The organism is Sphingobium quisquiliarum P25, from assembly GCF_000445065.1.
Lineage (GTDB): Bacteria > Pseudomonadota > Alphaproteobacteria > Sphingomonadales > Sphingomonadaceae > Sphingobium > Sphingobium quisquiliarum.
This window is the reverse complement of record NZ_ATHO01000109.1, coordinates 68,723-80,752: the sequence shown is the minus strand read 5'-3', so window position 1 is coordinate 80,752 and position 12,030 is coordinate 68,723. Positions and strand designations below refer to the sequence as shown.

Annotated in this window: 12 protein-coding genes and 1 pseudogene; 1 reads left to right on the top strand and 12 read right to left on the bottom strand. The window is 65.0% G+C overall.

Annotation, left to right across the window (positions count from 1 at the left end):
* Positions 1 to 418 precede the first annotated feature (418 nt).
* The 4 genes and pseudogenes from L288_RS34460 to coxB all read right to left on the bottom strand — a co-directional run.
* A pseudogene (locus tag L288_RS34460) lies at positions 419 to 652 on the bottom strand (LysR substrate-binding domain-containing protein); the annotation flags it as partial.
* A 35-nt stretch (positions 653 to 687) separates the two neighbouring features.
* Positions 688 to 1,005 carry a hypothetical protein gene (locus L288_RS43080; RefSeq protein ID WP_021238775.1) on the bottom strand — a complete coding sequence of 106 codons (318 nt, stop codon included), beginning with the start codon at positions 1,003 to 1,005 and terminating at the stop codon, positions 688 to 690.
* Entirely contained in the window at positions 1,002 to 3,452 is a 2,451-nt protein-coding gene (gene ctaD, locus L288_RS34450; RefSeq protein ID WP_021238774.1) for a cytochrome c oxidase subunit I, read from the bottom strand. The genes L288_RS43080 and ctaD overlap by 4 nt, the downstream gene beginning before the upstream one ends.
* Positions 3,449 to 4,249, bottom strand: coding sequence for a cytochrome c oxidase subunit II (gene coxB / locus L288_RS34445; protein ID WP_084465846.1), 801 nt, complete (start codon positions 4,247 to 4,249; stop codon positions 3,449 to 3,451). Before coxB ends, ctaD begins: the two co-directional genes overlap by 4 nt.
* Before the next feature lie 3 nt (positions 4,250 to 4,252).
* Between coxB and L288_RS34440 the strand changes: the two genes are divergently transcribed.
* Positions 4,253 to 4,654, top strand: a complete 402-nt coding sequence (locus L288_RS34440) for a DUF2231 domain-containing protein (RefSeq protein ID WP_223308095.1) — start codon at positions 4,253 to 4,255, stop codon at positions 4,652 to 4,654.
* On the opposite strand, the gene L288_RS34435 is transcribed toward L288_RS34440, so the two are convergent.
* The 8 genes from L288_RS34435 to L288_RS34405 are packed head-to-tail and all read right to left on the bottom strand — an operon-like array spanning position 4,624 to position 12,027.
* Positions 4,624 to 5,118: a CopD family protein gene (locus L288_RS34435; RefSeq protein WP_021238771.1), complete on the bottom strand. Its 495-nt coding sequence runs from the start codon at positions 5,116 to 5,118 to the stop codon at positions 4,624 to 4,626. The two genes, L288_RS34440 and L288_RS34435, sit on opposite strands and share 31 nt — an antisense overlap.
* On the bottom strand, positions 5,115 to 5,810 hold the full coding sequence (locus L288_RS34430) for a cytochrome c oxidase assembly protein (RefSeq protein ID WP_236613032.1): 696 nt from the start codon (positions 5,808 to 5,810) through the stop codon (positions 5,115 to 5,117). Before L288_RS34430 ends, L288_RS34435 begins: the two co-directional genes overlap by 4 nt.
* A 32-nt stretch (positions 5,811 to 5,842) precedes the next feature.
* Positions 5,843 to 7,666 (bottom strand): glycoside hydrolase family 15 protein, encoded by a 1,824-nt coding sequence (locus tag L288_RS34425; protein ID WP_037484267.1) that lies wholly within the window; start codon positions 7,664 to 7,666, stop codon positions 5,843 to 5,845.
* Positions 7,663 to 7,992, bottom strand: coding sequence for a hypothetical protein (locus tag L288_RS43650; protein ID WP_031304507.1), 330 nt, complete (start codon positions 7,990 to 7,992; stop codon positions 7,663 to 7,665). The genes L288_RS34425 and L288_RS43650 overlap by 4 nt, the downstream gene beginning before the upstream one ends.
* Positions 7,989 to 8,990, bottom strand: coding sequence for an SDR family oxidoreductase (locus L288_RS34420; RefSeq protein WP_021238768.1), 1,002 nt, complete (start codon positions 8,988 to 8,990; stop codon positions 7,989 to 7,991). Before L288_RS34420 ends, L288_RS43650 begins: the two co-directional genes overlap by 4 nt.
* Positions 8,987 to 10,639 carry a GMC family oxidoreductase gene (locus L288_RS34415; protein ID WP_021238767.1) on the bottom strand — a complete coding sequence of 551 codons (1,653 nt, stop codon included), beginning with the start codon at positions 10,637 to 10,639 and terminating at the stop codon, positions 8,987 to 8,989. The genes L288_RS34420 and L288_RS34415 overlap by 4 nt, the downstream gene beginning before the upstream one ends.
* Positions 10,611 to 11,228, bottom strand: coding sequence for a gluconate 2-dehydrogenase subunit 3 family protein (locus L288_RS34410; RefSeq protein ID WP_021238766.1), 618 nt, complete (start codon positions 11,226 to 11,228; stop codon positions 10,611 to 10,613). The genes L288_RS34415 and L288_RS34410 overlap by 29 nt, the downstream gene beginning before the upstream one ends.
* A complete protein-coding gene (locus L288_RS34405) occupies positions 11,221 to 12,027 on the bottom strand; it encodes a hypothetical protein (protein ID WP_021238765.1) in 807 nt (268 codons plus the stop codon). Before L288_RS34405 ends, L288_RS34410 begins: the two co-directional genes overlap by 8 nt.
* Between the last annotated feature and the right edge of the window lie 3 nt (positions 12,028 to 12,030).

Below are 12,030 nucleotides of genomic sequence, written 5' to 3'. Positions count from 1 at the left end.
CGAATTCTGCGGACCCAAAGCGGGTCAGATCGGCAAGCGCATTCATAAATTTGTCGAAATCGCCAAGCCCATATCGCGCCAGGAACTCGGTGACAGCGACCGCCTGCAAGCCATGAGTGAGTTGTGGCGCCATGGCGCGGATGATCTCGAGCGCGTCCACATATCGGGCAGGTAGTGCGGCATGGAGGGCGTCAGCGATACGGCGCACGCGCTCCATGATCGACAGCGTATTGAGCCCATCTGACGCGGTCCCAAGAAAGCCACCGCGATCGAAGCGGGATGATACTGATGCTCCAACATCGGCGATAATGGTCAGCGTCTGCAGACCAAGAATGTCTTTAAGCAAGGCAGGTGCAGTCTTGTCCGTCATCGCGAGCCGATTCCAAAATTACCATAGAGCGATACGCCCAGCTTACCGTCATCCAGCGATCTGCCGTGCCATGCCGATCAGTGCCTTGAAAGCAGCCGATGGGTTTCGTCTGCTGGGATAGTAGAGGCACCAAGGCATCAGCGGCGGGGTCCAGTCTTCCAGAACGCGAACGAGACGCCCTGCTTCGATGTCTTCGCGTACGTCAGACTCCATGAAGTAGCCGATGCCGACATCCTCCAATACCGCGATGCGCGACAGACCGGCTTCATGGAGCGTGATCGGGCACGGTCCGCCAGCGATGTCTCGCCCAGACATACTCAGGCACATGTGGTCGCGACAACCACAGGAAACCCCGTAAAAAGCGTGGCGACGAACCCCGTCAGCGCGAGGATCGGCCCGAGCCATTCAAGCAGGGACTCCTTTGTGCGGCCGCGCCACAGTCGCAAGGTCAACCAACTCAGCAGAGCCAGGCAAAGCAGCCAAGTACCGATCAGTAACTCGCGCCCGTCGTAGCGAAGGGCGCTGGTCCAGCCTGACACCTGCGGAGAGCAGAGAAGGCCTTGGAGACCATAGATCAGCGAAAATGCGCCCGCCCAAAGGATGAGCCCTGACAGCGCACGCAGAAGCGCAATCATCGCAGCAGCGCCGGAAGCTGAGACGCCAAAGCGACGACCACTCCAACGCCTGCGGCATAGTCGCTCCACAGCCGCGCGATGCGCGGCTCGCTGCTGCGCGCAGCCGACAGGAAACCGGCGCGGTGACGGAAGCACACAAATACCAGCATCAGAAGCGCAATGGCAATGTGGAGCAAGCCGTAGCCGTTCAGCATGCCGACCAGCGCCCCGGCGGCGCTGCCGCTCGGAGCAGGCGCCTGCCATTGGCTCACGGCCAGCGTGGCTGCGAGCAACAGATGACCGGGAATCGCCCGTTCCACCCGCATGTCCGCGCTCCGAGCGAGGGCTCCGGCGAGCAGTGCTGCCGCGGCGGCTATCGCGATCACCAGCCAGGATCCGACGACCATATGATCCGATCGCCAATTCGGCGCGACGACGATCAGAAACACCTGCCCAAACAGCAGCGAGCCGAACAAGGTGGCATCAGCGAGCAGCAGGAAGCCGCTGCCGAGCCAGCCTGGCGGATCATCGGCTTCGGCATGGGTCGGCGCTGTCTCGCCGCGCCCGATGGGCAAGAGTCCGAGGTCTTCGCAGCGCCCAAGCACCCAGGCCCAGCGCCATCCCAGAAGCGCCACCAGGGCGACAGCGAACGGCGCCAGCCAGTAGAGCTTGAGCAGCAGCGCGACAAAAAAGCACCCCGTCGCCAACGCGGTGCAGATCGGCAGGCGCGTATTGCTCGGCAGCACGATGATATGCCGGATTTGGCCCTTCAAATCCACCGCCAGCGTCTCGCGCCAGCCGTTGCGGGCCGCACCGAGATATCCTTCGCCGCGCGCGAGTTCATTGGCCAGATCGGGCTCACCATATACTGGCTCGCGCGAACCGACCCGGGGCAGGCTGGCGATGTTATAGGGCGCCGGCGGCGTCATCATCGCCCATTCCAGCGTGCCTGCCCCCCACGGATTGCGCGGCGCACGGCGTGCCAGGAACAGCTGCAGCGCGATATCGATCGCAAATAGCGCGAAGCCGATTGCCATCACGAATCCGCCGACCGAGGAGATCAGGTTGATCCAGGTCCACCCCGCTGCCTCGGGATAGCTTTCGATCCGCCGTGGCTGGCCCAGCAAGCCGGCAAGGTGGAGCAGGAAGAAGGTGAGATGGAAGCCGATGAAGATGAGCCAGAACGCGGCCTCGCCCAGCCTGAAGGTGCGCTGCCGCCCGGTGAAGTGCGGCAGCCAGTAATAGGCGCCGGCGAGCATCGGAAAAACAAACCCGCCGACCAGCACATAATGAAGGTGCGCGGTGACGAACGCGGTGTCATGTGCCTGCCAGTCGAACGGCACCACGGCCACCATGACGCCCGTCAGCCCGCCCATGACGAACGTCACGAAGAAGCCGATCAGGTACAGCATCGGCAGCTTCATTTGCGGCCGGCCAGCCCATAGGGTTCCCAGCCAGGCGAAGATCTGCACACCCGTCGGCACCGCCACCAGCGTGGAGGCGGCAGAAAAGAAGGCCAGCGCCATGTGGGGTATGCCGACCGTGAACATGTGGTGGACCCACAGGCCGAAACTGAGGAACGCGAGCGCCAGCACCGACGCGACGATGATCCGATATCCCAGGATCGGCGTGCGGGCCATGACCGGCAGCACCGTCGAAACGACGCCCGCCGCCGGAATGAAGATGATGTAGACCTCTGGATGGCCGAACAGCCAGAACAGGTGCTGCCACAGCAGCGGGTCGCCGCCCCGTGCAGTGTCGAAAAAAGGCCAGCCGAACGCGCGTTCGAGCTCCAGCAGGATCGAGCCCAGGATCAGCGGCGGGAAGCCGATCAGCATCATCAGCGCGGTCGCGAGCAGGTACCACGCGAACAGCGGCATCCGGTCGAGCGACATGCCGGGTGCGCGTACGCGCAGAATCGACACACTTATCTCTACCGCTGCCGCGATCGCGGAAATTTCGACGAAGGTGATGCCGAGCAGCCAGAAGTCAGCGTTGATGCCCGGTGAATAGGGCTTGGAAGACAGCGGCGTGTACATGAACCAGCCGCTGTCGGGCGCCACGCCCAGCAGCAGCGACAGGATGAGCAGGGATCCGCCGAACAGATAGCACCACCAGCCATAAGCGGATAGGCGCGGGAAGGCGAGATCGCGCGTTCCCAGCAATTTGGGCAGCATGTACATCGCCAGCCCCTCGAACATCGGGATCGCAAACAGGAACATCATGATGCTGCCATGCATCGTGAAGAGCTGGTTGTAGATCTCCGGGCCGATGAAGGCGCTGCGGGGGGTCGCCAGCTGGGCGCGGATCAGCATCGCCAGCACGCCGCCGATGGCGAAGAAGGCGAAGGCGGCGAGGATCAGGCGGCGTCCGATATCGCTGTGGTTGACCGTGGAAATCGTGCCTCGCCAGCCCGGCGGCGCTCCCCAGATGGCGCTGAGTTCGCGGTGCAGGCGAAGCGCCTTCATGGCCTGCCTCCGGCGGCAAAGGCCCGCCATTCGGCTGGCGCATGCGCGATCACCTGGAAGCCGTGGCGAGAATGGCCGACGCCGCAATATTCGGCACACAGGCCAAAATAGGTTCCGGGCACCGACGCCTGGATGGTCAGCCGATTCACATGGCCAGGGATCGCGTCCATCTTCCCCCCCAAACGTGGGACCCAGAAACTGTGGATCACGTCTTTCGTGCTGAGCGCAACGGTCACCGGTCGTCCGGCGGGTATGTGAAGCGTTTCGTCCGTCGGCAGCGCGCCCGTGCCTGGATAGGAGAAACGCCACCGATACTGGCTGGATTCAGCCTCCACTTCCATCGCCCCGGCGCGAGCGGGAATGGAACGCTCGCCCAGGACGATGGCGGCCGCGAGGAGGGCGGTGAGCAGCGTGATGGGAAAAATGATACCGCCGCCGATCAACCACAGCCGTTCGGGGGCGGTGCGCGACCTCCGGCGGAAGGAAAGTGCCAGCAGGCCCAGCACGAGCGCCAGGATTCCCGCCGCGCCCGCCAGCATGATCCACCACAGCTCGGCGATAGCCGATGCCGTCGGCCCGGCGGGCGCGAGCGCGGACAGCGGAGCATCGCAGCCGGACAGCGCTGACGCGATGAACATCCATAAGGGGACTGTGAGGGAGCGGACGCTGCGTTTAGAGTAGCCCTGATGACTGAGAAAAAACCGGATACAGAAGCCCAGCTGATCGACCCGATCAGCGCTGCCCCGCACTTCCATCGTTCGGAATCGAAAATCGCGATCGCCGGCCATCCGCTGCATGCGATGCTGGTCGCCTTTCCGATCGCGATGAGCGTCTGCACGCTGGGTGCGGACATATTCTATTGGTGGACCGGCGACGCCTTCTGGGCACGCGCGGCGCTGTGGGCGATCGGCATGGCTTTCTTGATGGGGCTGCTCGCCGGGCTTTCCGGCACGGTAGAGCTGCTGCTCGTGCCCGGTATCCGCGCCCGCTCTGCAAGTTGGACGCACTTCATCATCGCAACCATGTTGCTGGCGCTGCTTGGCGCCAATTGGGGCTATCGGCTGAGCGGCTATGAGGAGGCGGTGCTGCCGCTCGGGATACTCATGTCGCTGCTGGGCGCGGGCTTCACCGGTTTCACCGGGTGGCATGGGGGCAAACTGGTGTTCGATTATCAATTGGGGACCTCGTCCAGCGGCAATTGACGCCCCAACGGTTGTTGCAGGAGTTCAGGCACAAGTTGCGTGTCCAGCGGCGGCTTCAGCAGCACCAGCAATAGGATCGCGGGGATCAGCAGGCACAATGCGGCGACCATGGGCCATGCCGGGGGAGGCTGCCTTTCGCCGGCTTCCTCGCCCATCTTGAGGACAATGTGGCCGACATAGGCATGGACCGTCACCAGCAGCGCGACCAGCGCCAGCTTCGCAAACAGCCAGGGCACGAACAATTCGCGCAGGAAGATCAGCGGCACGCCGGCGGCGATCGCGATCACCGCTGCCGGCGTGATCAGCCGGGTGTAACTATAATGCGTGAACTTGCGGATCCGGGCGTAGCGGAACTGATGCTCCCCCTCCTCATGGCGCGCCAGCATCAGCGGGAGCGAAAGTAGCCCCGCCGTCCACAGCAGGAGCGCCGCGATATGAAGCGCCTTCAGGAGCGTAACGGTCATGCCGGCGACAGCGCCGTGCGCCAGGCGCGGCGCGCCACCAGCCCGCCAAGCAGGAGATAGGGAAGCATCGCGGGCACCCACATGATGAGCCCGGCAAGTTGCTGATCCTGTCGCGGGGAAAGGCCGAACGCAGCGGTCGAGACGATATGTTCGGCATAAAAAGGCGTCGGTGCAAAGGTCAGGACAGCGCCGAGCAGCCCCATCTGCGCCATCGACCCGAGGATTGCCAGCAAGGCGGGCAAGGGTTCGCGTGGGGACAGGAGCACGCCCCACCAGAAGCATGTAGCGCTGATGAGCAGGCTCGCTTGCATCGTCCAATAGATCAGGGTGCTCGAGAGCGCCGCCGAATAGGCCGGCGGCCAGTGCCAGAACCACAGCAGGACGGTGGATGCGAACAGCGCCGCCACCGGGGAGCGCCCCGCGTCACTCCCGGGCGCGAGCGAGAGCGCGAAGAGCGGCGCGGCGACCAGGACCAACAGCAGGTGGTGCACGGTGCGGGCGGCGAACAGCGCGTTGGTCAATGCGCACAGCGGCGACACGAACGCGATCAGGAGCGCGCCGAAACCGGCGATCATGGCCCAGCGGCCCTCCGGCGGGCTTCTGCTCGCCCGCCACATCATCATCGCCGCGGCCGCCATGCCGACGATGAGCATGGGATCAAGGTTCCAGCTTGCCCACAGCTGGTCCGGCATCGGCGGCGCGCCGCAATAGCTGAACTGACGCGTCATAATGGGTGCCCCGCCAGGGTCGCGGCGGCCTGGATCAGCGCGAGATGGGTCAGTCCCTGCGGCAGGTTGCCAAGATATGCGCCCGTATCCGGATCCACCATTTCGGCATATATGCCTTGTCCGCGACCCAGCCGCGCGATCGCGCGGTCGAACTGTGTCCGGGCCTCCGCTTCATGACCCAGCAGGGCCTTGGCCTCGATGATCCAGAAGGTGCAGGCGAGGAAACAGCCCTCCTCGCGCTCGACGCCGGTGTAGCGATAATGGAACGCCCCGGCGCCAAGTTCGCGATCAAGCGCGCGGATTGTCTTTTCCACCCGCCCGTGCGCGCCGAACCGGAAGCGCACCGCCAGCGCGACCGACGCATCCAACATGTCGCTGCCCGGAAATGCGAGATAGGACTGTCGCTCTTCCGACCAGCAATTGTCGTCGATCCACTCGGCGATCCGTTCGCGTTCGCGTGCCCAGCGGTCGCGCGAGGTGGCGGGTATATGGCCGGTGTCCGCCAGTTCCACTGCCCGGGCGAGCGCCTGCCAGCAGCTGATCTTCGAGTTCGTGAAATGCTGCTCTTCCGGCAACTCCCAAATGCCGCTATCCTTCTGCCGCCAATGATCAGCGCACCGGCTGGCCAGCTGCGCCAGCATGTCGGCGGATTGGCGATCGAGGATGTTGCCACACTGGACGAACCGTTCGGCCGTCTCGAAAATATCGCCATAAATGGCATGCTGATGCTGACATGAGGCGACATTGCCGATCCGGACGGGTCGGCTGTTCCGCCAGCCCGGCATGTCCAGTTCGGTCTCGTCCGGCACGATGCGGCCATCGAGCGTGTACATCACGTGTGGTCCGTGCTCGCAAAGCCGGTGCATCAGCCAGGTGAGTGCCGCTTTGGCCTCTGCCTCTGCCCCGATGCGCAGGAACGCCTTGATGGTATAGCCGGCGTCCCTGATCCAGGCGTAGCGATAGTCCCAGTTCTTGGGCTCGCTGATTCCTTCAGGAAGGGATGTCGTCGCTGCCGCGGCGATTGCCCCTGTCGGCGAATAGAGCAGAAGCTTGAGGGCGAGCGCGCTCCGCAGGACAAGATCGCGGTAAGGCCCCTCATGGTGCACGCGCTCCGACCATTCAATCCATTCCTGGTGCGAAACGTCGATGCGGTGATCGATATCGGCGATCTTCGGCAGAACGAGGGGTTCATTCTGGCCGGCGACGATAGCTAGCGTCTCGCGCGCGCCTGGCTGCACCATGAAGTGGCCCTCGGTTTCGCCGTCCTCCTCCCGCGTGATCGTCACGCCACCACTATAACGTAGTGATCCGGTCACATCGCCGGCATGAAACAGGATCCCGTGCGCGTTCTGAGTGACAAAGGGCGAGACCGTGTCGGCGCGCGTTCCGATGCGCATCAGGAAGCGAAAGCGCACCGAGCCTTCCAGTCCCTCCACTCTTCGGGCGAGTTCGCACCAGGGAAGCCGCCCGGCCGTGCTGCTGTTGAGGGACTCCACCAGGCGCGCCCGGCCCCCCGGGGTCGTAAAGATGGTCTCGTGAACGTTGCTGCCGGGGAGATAGCGTTGCTCCGCTGTGAACGGGCTATCCGGCACAATGATGAAGCAGCCCCCCGTTTCCGGCGAGAGCAACCTGTCGAACAGGGGGGGCGAATCGAGATTTGGAACGCACCACCAGTCGATAGATCCATCGGCGCCCGACAGCGCGACCGATCGGCCATCACCCAGAGCCGCGTAATTCTCTAGCGGTAGGTAGCCGCCGCTTCGCCTGCCGTGGTTCCGGTCCGCCGTCCGCGCGGTACGTGGCTCTTCACCAACCTTCATGCGCAGCACCGCACGATGTCGCAGGGATCGTACTCCGAGGAGGCTCGAAGGCCCCCTGCCGTATCTAACGCGATCTTCAGCGCCGTACGCTGGCGGCTCGTCACAATACAGCCTTTGACAGAGGTGGCATCCACTTGCCACGGACCGTCGATCCGGACCGGGCCAGGTAGGGTATCAAACAGATTGCTGAGGCGATTGGCGACCGGTTTGCCGATCTGGTGGCCCGGCCGATAGGCGGGATTATCGCCCACACCCTTGCCATCGCTGTCCTGGAACGATCGGGGATAGATCTGATAGAGAGCGGCCTCGCGCCACCACCGGCTCATCGCGCTTTCCTTCCGAACAGCAGCGCGCTTCCAATTCCGGCTACGGCGCCTGCCAACCCAAGCGCCACGCGATGTTTGCTCATCCACCAGTGTGGGCTGTGCGATCGGGCGATGGCATCGAAACGCCCGTGCGCGCCGTGATCGCCCGGCACCGGCTCATAGAGGTTGTCGCGAGAACCCGGCGGGATCGCGTCTTCATCCTGCTGACCTTCGACGCCCGTTGCTCCGAGATAATAGTCCAGCGCGGGCGAGGCGAGATGGTCTCCCCATATCGCCTCCAATGCAGGCAATCCGACGATGATCTGTTTGCGTCGGTGATGCGCGGCGAAATGGATGGCGTCCGCCGCGACCTCGGGCTGGTAGGGCGGGCTGGCAGGTCGAGCCTTTTTCGGCAGGTTGGTGCGGATCCAGTCGAACTGCGGCGTGTTGACGCCGGGCAGTTGCACCATTGAGACATGCACCCCGCTCTTGGCGTGCAGCAGCTCGGCGCGGATCGAATCCTGGAAGCCCTGCACGGCGTGCTTGGCGCCGCAATAGGCGGACTGGAGCGGGATGCCACGGTAGGCGAGCGCCGAGCCGACAAGCACGATGCTTCCCCGGCCACGCGGGACCATCCGCTTCAGCGCCGCCATCGCGCCATGCACCTGACCGTGATAGGTCACCTCGGTAACGCGGCGATAGTCCTTCATGTCCATGTCGAGGAACCTCGACATCACGCCCGCGAATGCGGCGTTGATCCAAATGTCGATAGGTCCGAAGCGGGATTCGGTCGCCTCCGCGGCGGCTTCGACCGCTTGGGCGTCAGCCACGTCCAGCGGGAGCACGAGCGCCTCTCCGCCTGCCTCCTCCACTTCTCGCGCGGCGGCCGCCAATCCGTCCTTGCCTCGTGCGATGAGCGCAATGCGGGCGCCGTCCCGAGCGAAGCGGCGCACGACGGCCCTGCCGACCCCCGCCGAGGCGCCGGTGACAACAATCGTGGGCCGATGTTTCTTCTTCATAACTCTCCCCTTTTTCCCATCGCGGCGATGCGATCAGCTGTACGGCAGGCGATGGCCTGAATGGTCAGCGAGGGATTGGCTCCGCCTACCGTCGGGAAGACGGAGCCGTCGCAAATCCACAGATTGGGGATGTCCCAGCTCCGGCAATCGGCATTGACGACGCTCGTCGCCGGGTCGTCGCCCATCCGGGCGGTGCCATTGAGATGGCAGGTGTCCTCTTCCTCGCGCCAGAGCTCGTGGGCGCCAACCGCCTCCAGGGCTTGCTCCATGAACGGCAGAGCATGCGCGAGCATCGCATGTTCATTGTCACCGTAGGAGAAGCTGATGCGCGGGATGGGCAGTCCGTACGCATCGACTTCGTTGGCGAGGGTGACGCGATTGTCCGGGGACGGCATCACTTCACCCACCATCTTGAGACCGACTGAATGATTGGCGCGGTTCATCTCGTCGACGAGCGACTGGCCCCACATTCGGCGCCCGCCCGCAACCGTCTGCGCCCAGCCGATCGGCAGCGGTCCCTGGCTCATATAGCACCAGCCGCCATGATAATCCTTGCCGCGATCCTCGTAGTTCCAATGCTCGGTGAGCGCCAGGCTGGGGGGCGCCTTGTACGAGCGCACCTCCTGCTCCATCTGGCCCCAGACGGCCTGGTTGAGCTGAACCATCAGGTTGCGCCCGACCAGCCCCGATGAATTGGCGAGGCCATCGGGGAAAAGCGGGCTGGCCGAATTCAGGAGCAGCCGGGGCGTCTCGATCGCGTAACCGGCGACGACCACGTTGCGCGCCCTCTGGAAGCGCCACTCGCCCCCACGCTGATAATGAACCCCCGTTGCCATGCCGCGCGCGTCGGTTTCGACACGGCCGACCATCGCGAGATCGCGGATCTCTGCGCCAGCCGCCAACGCGCGCGGCAGCCAAGTGTTGAGCACTGACTGCTTGGCATTGGTCGAGCAGCCGATGGTGCACATGCCGCGATAGACGCAAGGGCGCGCCTTGCCGCGCGGCGACGATAATGTGGCGATGGGTGTCTCGCTCCAGCCGATGCCCAGCGCCTCGGCTCCGCGCGCCAGCAGCGCGGCCGGCGCATTGAGGGGGTGCGCCCGCCGGGGGTAGCGCGGCCGCTTTGGGCCCCAAGGGTAGGTCACCGGGCCGGCGATGGCGAGCGCCTGCTCGACCTCGGCATAGTAGGACCACATTTCGCGCCAGTCGATCGGCCAATCGGCGCCATAACCGAGCAAGCTGCGGCTCTTGAACCATTCCGGGCGAAAGCGCAGCGCGACCATGGCGTAGTGAACAGTCGAGCCGCCGACCGACTTGCCGCTGTTGTTCGCGCCCAGCTTCAGCGGGTTCGCGCCTTCGACGATGCGATCATCGTTCCAGTAGAGCTTCGACTGGTGCCGCTCGTCGGATGCGAAATCCTCTAGCGGCCGCCAATAGGCGCCCGCATCGAAAGCGACGACGGAAAAGCCGGCTTCCGCCAGACGGCAGGCCAGGGTCCCACCGCCCGCTCCCGTCCCGACGATCGCGAAATCGACAGCTTCGGTATCGCGATGTTCGCCCATCGGCGTCCAGCCGCCAGGGACGAATACATCGGGCGCGCGGCCGTCCTTCGCGCGCGGCTCAAGCGGCATGACCGCGCCGCTCGACATATTCGCTACTCTCCCAGGGGTCCCGCCGGTCCGCGTCGAGGCGCACATAGCCGCGTGGACTGGCCGGTCCGCCGAAACCCATGGCGCTCCAGGCGGAGGGGTGCGACCAATAGGCCGCGACCACATCGGGCACGAGCCGCCACGAGAAAAAGATGGCGGGCGGCATGTCGCCCCAGGCTGGGTCGGAGGCTTCACCTGCCTCCGCCAAGCGCAGCAATCGGTCCTGCGCGTCGCCATCGAGCGTGTCGAAGGCGCGACCGTGATGCGCGCAAGCCTCGGCTTCGAGAGCGTCCAGCCCTCGCGACCAGGCGGCGCGCAGCGGTGGAAGGCGATGATGCCGGAACCCTTCCCCGTCCGCGCCCGCCATCCTCTCGAGAAGCAGCGCCGTGGCATTGATCGGCGGACGGCCCGGAGGCTGCGGTGTGATGCGGTCGACGACAGCGCGAAGCGTCAGTCGTTGCCGGTCGGACAGCACGTCCCCGCGCTCCGTCAGGACGATCCGCTCTGCGACGATGCGGCGGGTGATCGCATCCCAGCTCTCGCTGTCCGCTTTGGCCAGCACATCATAACCAGGGAAGCGATCAACCACGCACGCGACCTATCAGTATGAGCGCGCCGAGCCCCGCGACAGCGAGCCCGGTGAAAGCAGCGGGTGCCGGAAGTGGAGGACCGGCAAGGATGTTTTGCCGCCAGTTGCGCCAGCCCCCCATGCGCCGCGACACGCCATAGGCGTGGAAAGCCGCGCCCGCGAACCCCAGCGCCGCGGTGACGATCAGAAGCGCGGCGGTGGTCGGCTGCGCTCGTCTGACGACGGCATTGGCTGCAAGGGCCGCAGCCGCGATCGGCGGCACGGCCACGGGAAGCCACATGGCCGGGTTCTGGAACGCGCCTCGAAAGTGAAGCAGCGCCGCCTCGGCCGCCGTGCCTACGATACCAGCGGCGCAAAGCGCGCCAACGGCTCTGCCGTCGGATATGATCGACGCATGGGCGCGATCAGCCGCCGCGCCCAGAGCGCCCGCGAGGACCAGGGCAGCCGGTGCGCCGAGCGGTGCCGCATGAAACAGATTGCCCCAACCGAACCCGCTAGGGCGCTTGCCAATATTGAACAGGTGGAAACCCATGCCGATTAGCCCCACCGCCACGGCGCCGCCTTGCCCTGCCACGCGCAAACTGGAATCCGGCGTGCTGCAGCCTGTGACCAGCCGTGTACCATCTATCGCGATGTTCACTGTTGACGTCGCGAGCGGGAGCAGCATCGCCGGATTGCGGAACGATCCCCGGTAATGTTCAAGGCCACTGTCCAGCAGCACGGCCGAGTGCACCAGTCCCGCACCCGCCGACAGCAGTCGGATCGCGGGATCAGGCCTGCGTATTGCGACGCTCCCCAACTT

Coding starts and splice junctions, on each gene's coding strand:
- L288_RS34425 (WP_037484267.1), bottom strand. CDS start 7,666: ATGAAGGTTGGTGAAGAGCCACGTACCGCGCGGACGGCGGACCGGAAC.
- L288_RS34415 (WP_021238767.1), bottom strand. CDS start 10,639: ATGTCGAGCGGCGCGGTCATGCCGCTTGAGCCGCGCGCGAAGGACGGC.
- L288_RS34430 (WP_236613032.1), bottom strand. CDS start 5,810: ATGCCGGACCAGCTGTGGGCAAGCTGGAACCTTGATCCCATGCTCATC.
- L288_RS43650 (WP_031304507.1), bottom strand. CDS start 7,992: ATGAGCCGGTGGTGGCGCGAGGCCGCTCTCTATCAGATCTATCCCCGA.
- ctaD (WP_021238774.1), bottom strand. CDS start 3,452: ATGAAGGCGCTTCGCCTGCACCGCGAACTCAGCGCCATCTGGGGAGCG.
- L288_RS34420 (WP_021238768.1), bottom strand. CDS start 8,990: ATGAAGAAGAAACATCGGCCCACGATTGTTGTCACCGGCGCCTCGGCG.
- coxB (WP_084465846.1), bottom strand. CDS start 4,249: ATGCAGCGGATGGCCGGCGATCGCGATTTTCGATTCCGAACGATGGAA.
- L288_RS43080 (WP_021238775.1), bottom strand. CDS start 1,005: ATGATTGCGCTTCTGCGTGCGCTGTCAGGGCTCATCCTTTGGGCGGGC.
- L288_RS34435 (WP_021238771.1), bottom strand. CDS start 5,118: ATGACCGTTACGCTCCTGAAGGCGCTTCATATCGCGGCGCTCCTGCTG.
- L288_RS34440 (WP_223308095.1), top strand. CDS start 4,253: ATGCTGGTCGCCTTTCCGATCGCGATGAGCGTCTGCACGCTGGGTGCG.